This is a genomic window from Bacillus pretiosus, assembly GCF_052947655.1.
The window spans coordinates 3,052,839-3,069,385 of sequence record NZ_CM129593.1 but is presented as its reverse complement, the minus strand read 5'-3'; the positions used below and the strand labels follow the sequence as shown (position 1 = coordinate 3,069,385).

Annotated in this window: 13 protein-coding genes and 3 pseudogenes; 13 read left to right on the top strand and 3 right to left on the bottom strand. The window is 36.8% G+C overall.

Features of this window, described 5'->3' with window-relative positions; all coding sequences use genetic code 11:
* Window positions 1-101: 101 nt before the first annotated feature.
* Window positions 102-494 (bottom strand): annotated as a pseudogene (locus ACU8YW_RS15755) (Lrp/AsnC family transcriptional regulator).
* A gap of 91 nt (window positions 495-585) precedes the next feature.
* Here ACU8YW_RS15755 and ACU8YW_RS15750 point away from each other — a divergent pair.
* A pseudogene (locus ACU8YW_RS15750) lies at window positions 586-723 on the top strand (IS6 family transposase); the annotation flags it as partial.
* A gap of 325 nt (window positions 724-1,048) precedes the next feature.
* Here ACU8YW_RS15750 and ACU8YW_RS15745 read toward each other — a convergent pair.
* Together ACU8YW_RS15745 and ACU8YW_RS15740 are read right to left on the bottom strand one after the other, a co-directional pair.
* Window positions 1,049-2,875, bottom strand: a complete 1,827-nt coding sequence (locus ACU8YW_RS15745; RefSeq protein WP_088063954.1) for an alpha/beta fold hydrolase — start codon at window positions 2,873-2,875, stop codon at window positions 1,049-1,051.
* Window positions 2,876-2,934: 59 nt separating this feature from the next.
* Complete coding sequence (locus ACU8YW_RS15740) at window positions 2,935-3,519, bottom strand: TetR/AcrR family transcriptional regulator (protein WP_223270628.1); 585 nt, start codon at window positions 3,517-3,519, stop codon at window positions 2,935-2,937.
* A gap of 670 nt (window positions 3,520-4,189) precedes the next feature.
* Between ACU8YW_RS15740 and ACU8YW_RS15735 the strand changes: the two genes are divergently transcribed.
* The 12 genes and pseudogenes from ACU8YW_RS15735 (at window position 4,190) to arsC (ending at window position 16,442) form a co-directional block, all read left to right on the top strand.
* Window positions 4,190-5,359 carry a serine hydrolase domain-containing protein gene (locus tag ACU8YW_RS15735; protein WP_088063952.1) on the top strand — a complete coding sequence of 390 codons (1,170 nt, stop codon included), beginning with the start codon at window positions 4,190-4,192 and terminating at the stop codon, window positions 5,357-5,359.
* Between the two features lie 908 nt (window positions 5,360-6,267).
* Window positions 6,268-7,434: a serine hydrolase domain-containing protein gene (locus tag ACU8YW_RS15730; protein WP_088063951.1), complete on the top strand. Its 1,167-nt coding sequence runs from the start codon at window positions 6,268-6,270 to the stop codon at window positions 7,432-7,434.
* Between the two features lie 93 nt (window positions 7,435-7,527).
* Window positions 7,528-9,612: a serine hydrolase domain-containing protein gene (locus tag ACU8YW_RS15725; RefSeq protein WP_088063950.1), complete on the top strand. Its 2,085-nt coding sequence runs from the start codon at window positions 7,528-7,530 to the stop codon at window positions 9,610-9,612.
* Between the two features lie 228 nt (window positions 9,613-9,840).
* A pseudogene (locus tag ACU8YW_RS15720) lies at window positions 9,841-10,011 on the top strand (hypothetical protein); the annotation flags it as partial.
* A gap of 966 nt (window positions 10,012-10,977) precedes the next feature.
* Window positions 10,978-11,598 carry a DsbA family protein gene (locus ACU8YW_RS15715; protein ID WP_060486498.1) on the top strand — a complete coding sequence of 207 codons (621 nt, stop codon included), beginning with the start codon at window positions 10,978-10,980 and terminating at the stop codon, window positions 11,596-11,598.
* A gap of 294 nt (window positions 11,599-11,892) precedes the next feature.
* On the top strand, window positions 11,893-12,714 hold the full coding sequence (locus ACU8YW_RS15710) for an MBL fold metallo-hydrolase (RefSeq protein WP_060486499.1): 822 nt from the start codon (window positions 11,893-11,895) through the stop codon (window positions 12,712-12,714).
* Window positions 12,715-12,718: 4 nt separating this feature from the next.
* On the top strand, window positions 12,719-13,111 hold the full coding sequence (locus ACU8YW_RS15705; RefSeq protein WP_426933997.1) for a nuclear transport factor 2 family protein: 393 nt from the start codon (window positions 12,719-12,721) through the stop codon (window positions 13,109-13,111).
* A gap of 141 nt (window positions 13,112-13,252) precedes the next feature.
* Window positions 13,253-13,777: a nuclear transport factor 2 family protein gene (locus ACU8YW_RS15700; RefSeq protein WP_087984491.1), complete on the top strand. Its 525-nt coding sequence runs from the start codon at window positions 13,253-13,255 to the stop codon at window positions 13,775-13,777.
* Window positions 13,778-14,149: 372 nt separating this feature from the next.
* A complete protein-coding gene (gene arsR / locus ACU8YW_RS15695; RefSeq protein WP_000046014.1) occupies window positions 14,150-14,455 on the top strand; it encodes an arsenical resistance operon transcriptional regulator ArsR in 306 nt (101 codons plus the stop codon).
* Between the two features lie 60 nt (window positions 14,456-14,515).
* A complete protein-coding gene (locus ACU8YW_RS15690; protein ID WP_087984492.1) occupies window positions 14,516-14,953 on the top strand; it encodes an ArsI/CadI family heavy metal resistance metalloenzyme in 438 nt (145 codons plus the stop codon).
* 18 nt (window positions 14,954-14,971) lie between these two features.
* On the top strand, window positions 14,972-16,012 hold the full coding sequence (gene arsB / locus ACU8YW_RS15685) for an ACR3 family arsenite efflux transporter (RefSeq protein ID WP_426933996.1): 1,041 nt from the start codon (window positions 14,972-14,974) through the stop codon (window positions 16,010-16,012).
* Window positions 16,013-16,037: 25 nt separating this feature from the next.
* The gene (gene arsC, locus ACU8YW_RS15680) at window positions 16,038-16,442 is read left to right on the top strand and encodes an arsenate reductase (thioredoxin) (RefSeq protein ID WP_088063945.1); all 405 of its coding nucleotides are present in this window, start codon (window positions 16,038-16,040) and stop codon (window positions 16,440-16,442) included.
* The last annotated feature ends 105 nt before the right edge of the window (window positions 16,443-16,547 follow it).

Below are 16,547 nucleotides of genomic sequence, written 5' to 3'. Positions count from 1 at the left end.
GGAAATTGAATGAAAAAAGAACCAGCCTATGGCTGGTTCTTTTTATATTATATAAGAATTTTCCCACATACACTCGGTATCTTTATCTTAGTACCCTCTTATCAGAACGACAATTTCTCCTCAAACTCACTCTTTAAAACAATTAAAGGAGACGATAATCCAAATTGCATTAAGGAGTCTAAAAATGTAGCGAGAGAATCCATCGAATCGCTCATGACCTTCATCATATAATTAAACTCCCCGCTAATTCGATATAAATCAGTTACTTCGGGAGCGGCATTACAAAATTGGATGAAATCAGAGTATTGACTCGTTTTAAACATGATGAATGCTTGAATGTTTTTATTAATTTTAGAAGGCTCAAATTTTGTTCGGCAAGCCGCTATAACTCCTTGATCTTCAAGTTTATTAATACGCTCTTTTACAGCAGGTTGCGTCATGGATATGATCCGTCCTATTTATGAAACGGAAATTCTCGCATTTTCATATAACAAGTTTTTCTACATGAAGCTACACTCTAGAAAACAGGATTTAGGGGAATCGGACATGAGATATTTTAAAGGAAAACAATTCAAGTAAGATGTTATTTTAGTAGTTGTCGGCTACTACTGCCGTTTTTCTTTCGGTTATCGTGATGTATCTGAAATCCTGAAAGAACGTGGTATTTCAGTGAAAACAACAACCATCATGCGATGGAGTCATAAATATGGCAATCCCATCTATTGAATTTGGAAAGTAAAAAGTAAATCTGCACGCTTATGAAACCTTTCATACCCTATATAAACAAAGGCGAAGTCTTCAAAGAGACTCCGCCTTTTCAACGTACAATGAACTTCAACAATTACTAGCTACTTCCTAAACATTGTTCTGCATTTACCAACCTGTTTATGCTTTTTTCAAACTTTGCAACAGAACCAGTTTAACCATCATCATGCACATGGAACTTTAGGTTATTTAAGTTCAGTTGAGTTCAGAAAACGAGCCCTTAAAAAAGCAGTCTGAATTTGTGTTGACAATCACACCTCCATCAATACTATCAAAAGAACCTTTATACTGTTACAGCTTGAGAAATCCATTGAGCAGTTAGTTCAGGAGATTCAACAGGAAACTGATGACCGTACTGAATACGTGTAATATCCAAGTGTTCAAACTGCTTTGGGACATGATGATCCTTGTCCAAAGCTCCCCATAGTATCTTAATTTTCCTCTTATCCCATGTCTCGGGATTTAACTGGATGGATTTTGATATAGTTAAGCAAGACATGACCGTAGCGTTAGTTTTGCGTATACGGGGGGATTTTAAATCACGGACCACAGAATGAGCGTAATTACTCAATAATTGACTCGATGTTCTGAAGCTATTGGTTTGAATTAGCTCTTTTTCCAAACGGGCGGGCTCCATATATTTTAGAACGAAACTTGTAATACGTCGAAATCTATATTTAGGTTGGATAGGATGCAGTACTGGCTGCAATAAAATGAGTTGTTTGATCAGTGAGGGCAGCCGTTCCATCACTTGAGCCGCAATCAATCCGCCAAATGAATGCCCCACTAATATAACGGGTCTGTTCAACTCAGTGATCATAGTGGAAATGCTCTCTACATAGCCTTCTATCACAGAAGGATTATGGTGATAAGGGGTACGCCCAAATCCAGGTAAATCTACGAACCAAGTATTTAAACCGCTTAAAAATTGTGAGAGGGGCAAAAGGGCATCGGCATTGCTGAACGTCCCATGAAGAAAAATAATAGGTGTTTCATTCCTATCTTTCTCTAGCGAAACTAAGTTAGCCCTTCTTCGTTGACTAAAATCTTTCTGCTCATTTTGATTCAGGCCTAAATGATTTAACCGATAATCCAAATCACTAATGATAAAAGGGAGCGTGGACGGAACTACGAATGAATTTCTGCCGTTCCTTTGTTCTATTTCTAATTTACTGTAAACAGGGAATTCCGACTTAACAAGAAAACTCATGGATTCTTTAGGAATACCAAGCATCTTATCAGCACCCATTCTAAGCACAGTTTTCAATAACGGAAGCGGTATAGTTCCTAACGGCTTTGTTGTCTGTAATTCGTGTGCCATGAGTTTGATGAAAGTTCGGATCGACGGACTTTCTTGCTTAGAATCTAAAAGATAGTAGGTATTGCTTGATAACCCTTCTGTGTTAACAAGTTTTGAAATAAACGAAGCCACATGGTCAATATGAACCATTGGTAACCAATAATCGTCGCCGCCTGGAACAAGCGGCATAAGATTTCGCCTTACGGCATCGACTAAGATACTAAGGCCTCCAATCTGTTCTGTTTTCCCTGAGAAGGAGTCTCCGACGATTACACTAGGATTAACAGTAGATAAGGGAATGCTCATGTTATGAAGAGATTTTCGTATATAAGAGTCGGCTAAAAACTTCATTTTTTCATAAGGCGGTTGATTGTCCAGCAAATGATCTAGATCCAACAATGCATTTTGTTCATGATAGGGACTCATAAAGCCTGCGACATGGATAAAATGCTTTAATTCTTTTTCAGCGTGGATATCCTGTGCTAGCCGAACAAGGGATTTTGCAGGGGTGAGGAAAGACTGTTCAGCTTCAATGAGGTTCAACTCAATATTCATTGGACCTCCTGCGTGAATAATTAGATCAGTTGCAAGTAATTGTTTGTAGCTGTCATCACTTAAACCTAATCGAGGCTGCGTTAGATCACCGATAACAGGAACAATGTTGTTCTGTTGATCGGGTGCCAGTTGATTGATGATGGTAAGAAGACGATTTTTTTGACGTACAAGTACATAAATCTGATGCTGAGAAGCTAACTCAGCGATTAAATGACGTCCAATATAACCAGTTCCGCCAGTCATGAAGATATTCATAATAAAAACACTCCTTTATTATTTTATAGTACTAATTAGTACTAATGCATCTAAAAATATTACTTTAGCATGGAAGCTAAAGTAGGAAATAAATTTTTGATCATATCTTGGTTGTTAGAAGCTTGAGCCAAGAAGAGAGCACCCTCAATAGAGGAGACAATCAACATAGCTGTTTGTTTAACGGGTAGCTCTTTCTTTAGTTCTTGTCGTGCAATCCCTTGGGCTAAAATCAATTCAACACCATGCAGCTGTTTTTCAAAAAAACTCTTGATTCTATCTCTAATTTCAACCGCGTCAATAGGCGTCTGTGTATACAGAGTCAGGAAAGGACAACCGCCAAGGTAGTTATTTTGTTCAATAGTATCGCTTAAAATGTGGAGTACCGCTTCTAATTTCTCTTGAACGGTGGGCTCAGTTTGAGACACAATATAATTAATTCGCTGCTCGTAATGTTCTATCAACTGATTAACAATAGCGAGCAGCAGCTCCTCCTTGCTCTTAAAATAATAATAAATGTTCGTTTTTGAAACTTTGCTATGTGCGACTATGTCGTCCATGCTTGTTGCTAGAAAACCTTTAGTAAGAAACAATGTAAAAGCGGATTGCAGAGCAATATCTTTATTAGTAAGTGTATTTTTTTTCATATTAGTACTATACAGTACTATAAATGGAGAGTCAAGGGAATGATTGATGAAATGCATAGGGGTTCGACCGCACATCCATCAACTTAAGAAAAGTAAACATCCCAAAAACAAAAAATGAGCTACCTTCTCAAAGTAACTACCTGTAGAGAAAGAAAAAGTTCATTTAGTGGGTACTTCAAAACCTTAGCTTGATTGCGATGGGGTCACCATATCAAAAAAAAGAAAATTGTGCGTTTAGACATATTTTTCAACCGCTTCCTGTACGTTAAGGGACTCGTTATTTTTTTTACAGTTTTTATTATGAAATTCTAAATAACTAATTATAATAGGTGAAAAAAACGATCAATAGTTGGGGGACGGAAAGGATTCGAATTTACATTCTTTCTCAATACATATTATGGATAAATAAAGTAAAATATGGGTTGGGGTTATGTCTCATGTTGTGTTAATCCTAACAATAACTAAGGGTACATAATATGCTTTCATACCTTTGAATGATTTTGTTATAGGAGGGATGGAGATTTAAATGGCTCAAATTGTTGGTATTGATAGATATCTTTGTACTGGGGCTTTAATCTATATGCGTGAGGGCCTTTCCCTAAGTCTTGTCAGGAAGTAAGGAACAGTAAACAAACACTGATATAATATGAATAGAGAAGAGGAATGCCTTATGAAAATACGTAGTCAAATTACATGTGCAAGTCTGGCCCTTTTAATAGCTGGAAGTTCCCTGTTATATACAACACCAACCTCAATTGTAAAAGCAGAGCCCACTCAAAATGTATCTAGTTCGTTACAAACAAATACGCAACGAGATCGTACTTCCGTCAAGCAAGCAATGCGGGATACATTGCAACTTGGATACCCGGGGATACTTGCTAAAACTTCTGAGGGTGGAAAAACGTGGGGGTATGCCGCTGGGATAGCGGATCTGAGAACCAAGAAACCAATGAAAACAGATTTTCGCTTTCGCATTGGGAGTGTGACGAAGACGTTCACCGCAACAGTTGTACTTCAATTAGCTGGAGAGAATCGCCTGAATCTAGACGACTACATCGAAGACTGGTTGCCTGGTGTCATTCAAGGAAATGGATATGATGGTAACAAGATTACTATCCGGCATATATTGAACCATACAAGTGGTATCGCTGAATACTCAAGGTCAAAAGACGCTGATTTTACGGATACAAAAAAATCGTATACGGCTAAAGAGTTAGTGAAGATGGGGGTTTCTTTGCCCCCAGACTTTGACCCAGGAGAGGGCTGGTCTTATTCAAACACAGGATACGTATTACTGGGCATTCTTATTGAAAAAGTAACCAGAAACAGCTATGCGGAAGAGATTGAAAATCGGATTATTGAACCACTTGAATTGTCGAATACATTCCTACCAGGCAATTCAAGCGTTATTCCAGGCACTAACCATGCCCGTGGATATGACCAACCAGACGGAGCAAGTGAGCTAAAAGACGTTACTTATTATAACCCAAGTGCAGGTAGCTCGGCTGGAGATATGATTTCTACTGCTGACGACTTAAACAAATTCTTCTCTTACTTGCTCGGTGGCAAATTACTGAAAGAACAACAACTAAAACAAATGCTTACTACAGTTCCTACAGGAAGAGAAGGAATCGATGGATATGGTCTTGGAATCTATGAAACTAAGCTTCCAAGCGGTGTCTCGATATGGGGACACACAGGTGGCATTCTAGGGTTTACTACTCTTGTTGGAGGTACACTTGGAGGTAAGCATACGTTGGTTGTCAATTGGAATAGTTTGGGTAGAACTGACAGTCCTAATCCTTTTAAAAATATTTTACTTGCTGAATTTAGCAAGTAGAGAAAAAAGGAAAAATTTACCGTAGTTTTCATAGTTAAAAATATACTTTTCTGGTTCAAAAGCCCCACCTTATTTTCGAGAAAAATTTGGGGCTTTTTTTGTTTTGGTGGCGTTTATTCTCCTTAAGTTGATGGATGTGGGGTAGCCCCACATTACTATCAAGCTAAGGTTTTAATATATCTCCTAAATGAACATTTTCTTTTTCTACAGGTAGTTACTTTGAGAAGGTAGCTTATTTTTTCGTTTTGAGGGCGTTTATTTTTCTTAAGCTGATGGATATGGAGTATCCGCCCTAAGTTAAATAAATTTTGACTTAAAAACAAGTGATTTTAACAACGTTAGGAGTGTTTCATGCAGCACAATGTCATTTGTGTTGTATTGCAAGAAAAAAATTACATTAGAAAAGAGCCAGAATTCATCCTGTTAAGGGTAAATCGACTCTTAATATTTAAAAGGATGGTAAAAAGAAACACAGAAGTAAAAAAACTGTGTTTCTTTTTGATTAATATATTTACTGAACTTTACGGCACAGATGCTCCTTCTATCCTATTATAAAAGCGATTTTGAAAGTAAGTAATTTGTAAGAAATGGGTAAGAAAAAAGAAATTTTCATTGTGTATGATAAAAATATAAAGAAGCGTGAAAGGCGGAACAGATATGATTTATATATGAAAAACAGACCAGTAACAAGACTGTTTCAAGGAAAAGAAGTAATTTATGTGGTTAACATATACGTGGAAAAAGAGGGATTTACCCAGGACAGAATGGCGTTTGTAAAAATAATAAATATGAAGATGATTACGAATTCAATGTTGACCTTTTTTCATTGGTGGAGATGGTAGTTGTGTGGTTAATACGAAATAGCAAGAAACCACCTATACAATATGAATAGAGGAGAGGGATGCCCTATGAAAACACGTAGTCAAATTACATGTGCAAGTCTGGCCCTTTTAATAGCTGGAAGTTCTCTGTTATACACAACGCCAACCTTAATTGTAAAAGCAGAACCTACTCAAAGTGTATCTAGTTCGGTACAAACAAGTACTCAACGAGATCGTAATTCTGTCAAGCAAGCAGTGCGGGATACATTGCAACTTGGATTCCCGGGGATACTTGCTAAAACTTCTGAGGGTGGAAAAACATGGAGTTATGCCGCTGGGGTAGCGAATCTGAGCAGCAAGAAACCAATGAAAACAGATTTTCGCTTTCGCATTGGTAGCGTGACGAAGACGTTCACGGCAACAGTTGTACTTCAATTAGCCGAAGAGAACCGCTTGAATCTAGACGACTCTATTGAAAAATGGTTGCCTGGTGTCATTCAAGGAAACGGATATGATGATAAACAGTTTACTATCCGGCAAGTATTGAACCACACAAGTGGTATCGCTGAATACACAAGGTCAAAAAGTTTTAATCTTATGGATACAAAAAAATCGTATAGGGCTGAAGAATTAGTAAAGATGGGGATTTCGATGCCCCCAGATTTTGCTCCAGGAAAGAGCTGGTCTTATTCAAATACAGGATACGTATTACTAGGGATCCTTATTGAAACAGTAACCGGGAACAGCTATGCGGAAGAGATTGAAAATCGGATTATTGAACCGCTTGAATTATCGAATACATTCTTACCTGGCAATTCAAGCGTGATTCCAGGAACCAAGCATGCCCGTGGATATATCCAACTAGACGGAGCAAGTGAGCCAAAAGATGTTACGTATTATAACCCAAGTATGGGGAGCTCGGCTGGAGATATGATTTCTACTGCTGATGATTTAAACAAATTCTTCTCTTACTTACTTGGAGGTAAATTAATAAAAGAACAGCAACTAAAACAAATGCTTACTACAGTTCCAACAGGAGAAGTTGCACTTGGCAGATATGGTCTTGGAATCTATGAAACTAAGCTTCCAAACGGTGTCTCAATATGGGGACACGGAGGTAGCATTCCAGGGTTTGTTACTTTTGCTGGAGGTACACTTGGAGGCAAGCATACATTAGCTGTCAATTTGAACAGCCTTAATGCTGATAGTCCTGATCCTTTTAAAAATATTTTACTTGCTGAATTTAGCAAGTAGGCCAAAAGGAAGAACGGATAAATTTTATCATATTTTCATAGTTAAACAAACAAATGATGAAATTGATCACTTATCTAAGGAGGCAATTCCCTCATGAAAAATAAACTAACTGGTGTATTAGCCGCTACATTAGCGCTAACTATGATTCTACCAACAGGGGCGAAAGCATTTTCTGATAGTAAGACTACAGTTGTATCTAACGTAGAAGTAGCTAGCCAAGAGCTGAAGAAGATTGCAGCAGAGAAGGCTGCGCTACTCACGAAGTCCCATGGGACGACTAGCGTGCAGTATGCGCTAATTGATAATGGCAAGCTTACTTTGTCGGGGCAGGCTGGAAAGAACGATATGGAAGGGGAACAGCCACTAACCAAAGATACTCTATACGGGATTGGTTCAGTCAGTAAAATGTATGCAACAGCGGCTGTAATGAAATTGGTCGACGAAGGAAAAGTCGATTTGGATGCTCCTGTGGTTAACTATGTTCCTGATTTTAAGATGAAAGATGGGCGGTACAAACGCATTACCCCGCGTATGTTGTTGAATCACTCCTCCGGCTTGCAAGGTTCCACGTTAAGTAATGCATTTTTATTTAACGATAATGATACCTATTCCCATGATTTCTTGTTGCAGCAATTGTCCAACCAGAGCCTGAAAGCAGACCCTGGCGCGTTCTCGGTATACTGCAACGATGGTTTTACGCTGGCCGAAATTTTGGTGGAAAGAGTCAGCGGTATGAGCTTTACCGAATTTCTACATCAACGGTTTACAGAACCCTTAAAGATGAATCATACAAAAACGCCGCAGGACAAATGGAGAGACGAAAAGCGGGCTGGACTTTATTTTCCGGCGTACCAAGGGCAGCTTCCAATTGAATCGGTGAATGTGATTGGTACGGGAGGGGTCTCTTCCACGGCAGAAGATATGGTACGATTCTCACAATTATTTATGGGACAGGGAAAAGGGATTCTCTCTGATAAGGTAGTCAAGGCGATGGAGCAAGAGGAATATAAAAAAGGAATGTGGCCGGGGGATGGAGATAATATTTTTAACTATGGTCTTGGCTGGGATAGTGTGAAACTATACCCATTCAGTGAATATGGGATAAAAGGCTTGGCTAAGGGCGGCGACACGGCACTGCAACATGCTATACTGGTCGTGCTTCCGGAACAGAAAATGGCAGCGGCTGTGTTGTCATCCGGTGGACGAAGCTCTACAAATCAACTGCTGGCAACTGAATTGCTGCTCGCCGTGCTTAAAGAGAAGGGGACAATTAAGAACATCAAGCCGAACAAATCTTTTGGCAAGCCGGTCAAGGTCAAGATGCCTCAAGACGTGGCAAAGAAAGCGGGCTTTTATGGCAATAGCGAAACTCATTTCAAAATTGAAATTACGAAGAATGGAGAACTGTTCTTACCATCTAATCGAGAAGAAAAATATGTATATACTGTGGATGGAAGCTTTATTAATGAGAAGGGTACTTCTAAGCTCAACTTTGTCACCGAGAAGAATGGAAGAACTTATTTGAGGGAGAGCACATATAAATCGACACCAGACTTAGGGCAAGGTGCGATGACTCACTATTTAGCCGAGAAACTAGAAGACAATGTGCTATCGAAGAAAACCGCTGCCGCATGGGCGAAGCGGGAAGGTGTCAAGTTCTATCTCGTGAATGAGAAATTTAGTTCTATTGAATATCTCGTACAACCGAAACTTATTACCACACAAATTATTCGTAAGGAAGGCCTGGCGGGCTATTGGGAGGGCAGAAAAATTACAGGTCCGAACACCGCGGCGCATCAGCTCCAGATCCCCGTGATGAATGGCCGTGATACGACGGAAACGCATTTCTATACAGAAGGCGGCAATGAATATATGGAAATGGCCGGGTTGTTATACGTAAGTGGAAACAACGTAAAACCACTTGATGCTGGCCAATCATCCAAAGTTACTCTGCAAGCAAATGGGCATGCTAAATGGTTTACGATCCCGCAAGCGGCAGCAGGAAAAAGGATGACCGTGACATTGCCATCGAAGGGTGCGTTCGCGGTGTATGATGAGAATGGAGTATGTGTCAACTTTACCATCGTGAGCGGCAATAACAAAGTAAAACTGCCGAAGAATGGAACGGTTGTAATTGCTGGGGCACCGAACTCAGAATTTGCAATTACGTTGAACTAGCTACAATTCAAAATGGACTTCAACAAAACCAGTACGACATAGGAACGTTGTTTTGCTGGTTTTGTTTGTATTTACGTATTATCTTTAAGAAGAGAATTTCAAAGAATAATATCACGCTCAAACTTTGCAAAAACAGCTATCAAACCAATTTAGGGCAATCATCATTTGCTCCATTAATCTTCTTGATGTAAATACGTTCGCAGCCGGTATTGTGATGTACAAGCCCTATACGATACAGGAATTATCCGAGGTGTTTCAGCTACTAAGTTTACGCCATATGGCACACTCACACGTCAACAGGCAGCACTTATGTTAGAACGAACTCTAGAATATCTAGGTGTAGAAAAAGAGTCAAATATAGGGCCCTACCACATCGCTATCAAGCTAAGAAAAGCATAAATCCCCAAATAATAAAATTGAGATCCCCAGAGTAAAAATCATTGTTTTTGGGTAGCATAAAACCTTAGTATGTTAGCGATGTGATGCTAACCCAAATTTGAACCCTATTCCTCAATGAATCAAACAATTTAACATGGTAAAAGTATATTTGGATGAGAGTCCAATACTTACTATTGAAATTGTGATGGTTCACATTGAAAGAAGGCACTTTAGGGTGTCTTTTCTTTATGAAAAAAATTCCCGCACAATGTACAGGGATAAAAAATTATAAGTCATGGTGGGACAGTTCCTGTTTTAGTTAATCAGGTAGTTTCTATTAAAGGTAAAAACAAAATGTAATGCTTTGAAAAAAACCATGTACTAGAACTGGTACTCTGTCGGTAAGCCATGAAAGAGGTACTTATATTATTTGTTTTGTAAATTATCTTGAATTTGTTGTTCCATATTTACTAGTGATGTTTTTAGGGAATTACTAAGCTTTTTAACAAATTTAAGAACAAGAAGTCAGTTTTTAATAATAGAATTCTAAAAGCGTTAGGGTAGAAATTTATTGTTTTTGTTAAAAAAGAATTGACTTCTACTATAGTTGTAACTAATATGGTTACATAAGGTTGTAATTGAGTTAGTTACAACTTATGGATATTTAAAGTGAAAATAAGGTTTATATATTTAATTAAGGATGGTAGTCCACATGTTATCGCCCGGTGTAGAAAGTTACTAACATATTTAAATCAAGATATATTCCGAATTTTAGTATCTTCTATTTTGGAGCAATGATGTGCAGCGCTATCTTTCATTAGAAATCTTATCTAATCTTTTTGGGAAAGGTTAGTTTTGAAAAATATAGTAAGGTAACTCAAAAAAGAACAAGATATAAAAAAGATGTACTTATATAAACCAAAAAGTTAGCTGAGAATTTTAAGTGATAGCTGGACTGGTTAATAAAAATAAAGGTAGGGGATTTAAATGAAGACGAAACAAGATAATCTTATATACGTATGGGACGCATATTGTGGATGGTGCTATGGATTTTCAGAAAGTATTAAAGGATTTTACAAAGAACACACTGAAATGCCGTTAACGGTTTTATGTGGAGGATTATTTTTAGATGATTTACCAATAAAAAATTTCTCATATATAGAAGAGGGGAATAAAAGAATTAATCAACTTACAGGTGCAGAATTTGGTCCTTCATATCAAAAATTGGTGGAAGAAGGGACTTTTAAAATGAATTCGAAAGATGCTGCAATTGGCTTTTCAGCTTTACGCTCATTAGCACCAGACCGTTTGTTAGAATTCACTGCGGCTATGCAAAAAGCGTTTTATTATGAGGGCCAAAGTCTGAGTGATCCTGAAACATATCGTAAGATTGCAATCGAGCATGGTTTGGACCCTGAACAAGTATTAGAACGTTTAAACGCTCAAGAAACAATAATAGATGTCCAAAACGATTTCAATAAAGTGCGACAGCTTGGTGTTAATAGTTATCCTTCATTACTTTTACAAAAGGATAATCAAATTATCCCTATTGGTGGTGGGGTAATGACGCCGGATAAAATTGAAGCGCGTTTTAAAAATTTATATTAATGAATTTTAAGTTACAGTATATAACATTTAACGTTTTAAAAAAGGCTAGAAGTGGATGGACTTAAACCTTTTTATAACAGTCATAGTTTCAACTTATTTTTAAAAAGAGTCCAATTTTAATGTTTCTATTGACTATAGTAGCAAACATGTTAGCTTACACCAACCGACATTCATCTCTCGCCTATTTGCTGGTGCTATCACACTTTCAGGTAAATTGAAGAGGGAGCTTCTGTCGGAACAAGATAAAAATATGTTAACTAGAAAATAAATTTAACAAAAGGAGAATAACATTCTATGTTTAAAACAATTGATACAAATCAAAAAGATGTGAAATTGACGGTGTTTAGTTCAGACGAAAAAAGTTTTATGGTCACTGCAACCTTAGTTGAGAAAGCGGGACATGCATTTTTAATAAACTCAAAATTTACTCAATCTGATTCGAAAGAAATTGTTGAGTATCTGAAAAAAAACGACTTATCTTTAGATAAAATCTTTATTATTCATGGGGATCCTGATTACTACTTTGGATTAGAAGTTATTAAGGCTGCTTACCCAGAAGCTATAGCGTATGCTACAGAGTCTACTGTTGAACATATTGTTCATTCTGTCTTAGGTAAATTAAAAGTTTGGAAAGGTGCCCTAGGAGAAAACGCACCAAGCAACGTAGTATTACCTCAAGTGTTTAAAGAAAAAACGATTGATTTTCAGGGGTTAACATTTGAACTAGTAGGCTTAGATCATTACAGAACTAGCTTATTTAATAAAGAGCTAAAAGTATTAATTGGTGGTATTGATGTATTTAACGAAATACATGTATTCTTAGCGGATACTAGCTCAAAAGCGGCTATGGAGGCATGGATTGAGAACTTGAAAGTATTACAAGCATTAAATGCTGACATAATTGTACCTAGCCATGGATCAATTGAAAAATCCTTAGATAATCAAGCGATTATTGCAACTATGGATTACCTAAGAACTGCGGTTCAAGCTTCTGAGGAAAGTAAAACTTCAAAAGATTTTGTAGCGAAACTTGAAGCAGCATATCCAGACTATGCAAATAAAGGTGTATTAGAATTAAGTGCAAAAGTTGTAACAAAAGAAATGCCTTGGGGTTAATGCTATGAATAAATATCAAAAACTATTACATGAAACGTATGTGTTAACTGGCGAGGGGAAAATGGATGCTTTCAAAACGTATTTAAGTGAAAATGTATCTTGGACAGAAGCTGCTGGGTTTCCATATGCGGGCACTTATACAGGTCCTGATGCAGTAGTGAAAAATGTACATGAACGTCTTGGCACGGAATGGGATAACTATAACGCTAAAGATGAAATTTATGCTTTTAATAACGATACTGTTATCGTGTATGGAAAATATAGTGGAACATATAAAGTAACAGGGAAATCATTCATAGCAGATTTCTGTCATCTTTATGAGTTTGATGAGAACGATAAGGTTAAGAAGTTTATTCAAATTGTGGACAGTGCAACTGTTAATGAGGTATTAAGTTAGAGTTATTAGTTTCTAACATGCCTTGTATAAGGGGGAGTGTAATTTCCTAACATTCCCCCTCACATTACATTTTTGGGAAGGTTTCTACTTCTCAAGCGTGTTATGGAAGATAACTTATACGATTAGAAGAGGTAGGCATAAATGAAATTAGAGAAAAATTTAATAGTAATAATTATTTCTGTGTTTATTTTAGGAATTGTGTCGACTTTGATATTTCAAGCTTCAACTGGTAATACCAAAGGTCACTCAATAAAGAGTGAGAATGTTGCATCGGTATCGAAAGAAGCGACAGAAAATGAAAAGAATAAAAAGATGGTAGTTGATTTCTATAATGAAGTTTTTAACAAACATGATATCGATATTATCCCTAAATATGTAAGTGAAGATTATAAGCAACATAATCCTTTTGTTGCTGACGGACGAAAAGCCTTCATGGATTTCTTTAAGGAGGACTTTGTTAAAAATCCTAATTCTTCTGCAGAGATTAAACGAGTAGTAGTAGAAGGAGATACAGTTGCTCTTCATGTACATTCTCGTACTAATTCTCAAGATAAGGGAGTTGCTATAGTCGATATATTTCGTATAAAGAATGGTAAGATTGTTGAACACTGGGATGTAATTCAAGAGATTCCAAATGAGGCAGCTAATGATAATACTATGTTTTAGACAGAAGGTATATTCAATTGTTAGTGATGTATAGAATCTAGAAATTATAAAATGAAGGGGATGTCCTAGGTATACTACTAGGACATATCTTTTTGTTTTAACGAGATTTAATATATTATCATTTGTAGAGTGCTTACTTCATATGTTTTCTGATAACTTACCCCTGAAACTGCACCATGTTAATATTAAATTATCGTATTAATTTGTAAGAAAGCTATTTTATATTGAGCAAGAAAAAGTATTCAAGTATAGATTTTGAAGAGGAAGTTTTTTTGATAAATCAAAAAAAATTGATTAATAAGTTGCATAAAGAACTCAACAGCGTATATACTATAAATATCAAAAAAAATTGATGAAGGGAGAGTGACTACAGTGGCACAAGATTTTCAGCTCTATGAGAAAAAATTCAAAGCATTAGCGGATCAGAAGCGTTTAGAGATTATGTATGAACTTTGCCAGCGAGGCCAGACTTGTGTATGTGATTTAACAGAGATTTTTGAAATGACGCAATCTAAGTTGTCATATCATTTAAAGATCTTATTAGATGCAGGTTTAATTGTAAAAGAAACAAAAGGTACGTGGAGTTATTATGATTTAAATGATGCGGAAGTAAATAATTTATTATCAGAAGAATTATGCTGTATCTTTAGAAAAACAGGCAAAGGTAGTTGCTGTTAAAATTTTGCGCCATTAATCAAAAAAAATTGATTAATGAAATATAAAGAGGAGGAATTAGCTATGAGATATGTTCACGTTGGTATAAATGTTACGGATTTAGAGAAGTCTATTGAATTTTACGAAAAGGTATTTGGTGTGTCACCAGTTAAGGTGAAAGTGGATTATGCAAAATTTTTATTAGAGACGCCAGGACTTAATTTCACACTGAATGTAAGAGATGAAGTGAAGGGAAATCAGGTAAATCATTTCGGTTTCCAAGTGGATACAGCTGAAGAAATTACATTACATAAAGAAAGGTTAGAAAAAGAAGGTTTCTTTGCGCGTGATGAGATGGATACGACTTGTTGCTATGCAGTTCAAGATAAGTTTTGGGTAACAGATCCTGATGGGAACGAGTGGGAATTCTTTTATACGAAAGCACATAGTGATGTTCATAAAATTGAAGAGCCTTCTTGTTGCACGACTTCTAACGTAGTAGAAAAAAATTCTTGTTGTTAATAGGAGATGGAAAATAAAATGAAACGTTTATCTTTTCTAGATCGATATTTAACGCTATGGATTTTTCTAGCTATGGCTGTTGGGATTGGTTTAGGGTTTGTGTTTCCTAGTGTAGTAGACGGACTAAATAAATTACAAGTTGGAACGACGTCTATTCCACTCGCTGTCGGTTTAATTGTCATGATGTATCCACCATTAGCGAAAGTTCGTTACGAGGAAATGGGCCGTGTATTTAAAGATGTAAAAGTATTGGTTTTATCTTTAGTACAAAACTGGATTATCGGACCTGTACTTATGTTTGTTTTAGCAATTATTTTTCTTTCTGATAAGCCAGAATACATGGTCGGGCTCATTATGATTGGTTTAGCACGCTGTATTGCAATGGTAATTGTTTGGAACGACCTTGCAGATGGGGATAAAGAGTATGCTGCAGGTTTAGTAGCTTTTAACTCAGTATTTCAAATGTTATTCTTCTCCGTTTATGCATACGTGTTTGTAACAGTCATTCCAGAATGGTTAGGGATTGAAGGGGCTATTGTTGATATTACAATGATAGAAGTAGCGAAATCCGTATTTATCTATTTGGGAATTCCTTTTATAGCAGGTATGTTGACACGCTTTGTACTCGTTAAGTTAAAAGGAAGACAGTGGTATGAAAAGGTGTTTATACCGAAGATTAGTCCACTTACATTGCTGGCACTACTATTTACAATCATCATTATGTTCTCTTTAAAAGGGGAAATGATTGTTAGCGTACCATTAGATGTAGTAAGAATAGCAATTCCGTTATTAATCTATTTTATTGTCATGTTTTTTGTTTCTTTCTTTATGGGAAGAAAAATTGGTGCAAACTATCCGGTGACTACAACGTTAGCATTTACAGCAGGTAGTAATAACTTTGAGTTAGCAATTGCTGTAGCAGTTGGTGTGTTTGGTATTCATTCAGGCGCAGCATTTGCAGCTGTTATTGGTCCGTTAGTGGAAGTACCTGTAATGATTGCACTTGTAAATGTCGCTTTTTGGTTTAAGCGTAAATATTTTAATGATCAACCAGTATAATTTAAAAACAAAGGCGGAAAACAACATGGAAAACAAAAAGACAGTCTATTTCTTATGCACAGGAAATTCATGCCGAAGCCAAATGGCAGAAGCATGGGGCAAACAATATGTAGGTGATAAGTGGAATGTATATTCTGCAGGAATTGAAGCACACGGAGTAAATCCAAATGCTATTAAAGCAATGAATGAAGTAAATATTGATATAACGAATCAAACATCGGATATAATCGATTCAAATATTTTAAATAACGCTGATTTAGTTGTTACCCTTTGTAGTCATGCAGATTCTGTTTGTCCTTCCACACCTCCGCACGTTAATCGTGTACACTGGGGATTCGATGATCCAGCAGGAAAAGAGTGGTCTGAATTTCAACGTGTTCGCGATGAAATTGGAGAACGTATAAAACGATTTTCTGAAACAGGGGAGTAAATAAAGGAAAGAGCCAATCTTCTATTGTATAGGGGATTGGCTCTTTTTTCTATAGATAGTCACCACTACATTGGTTTACAACAACTATCTCAACAAATGTAGAAT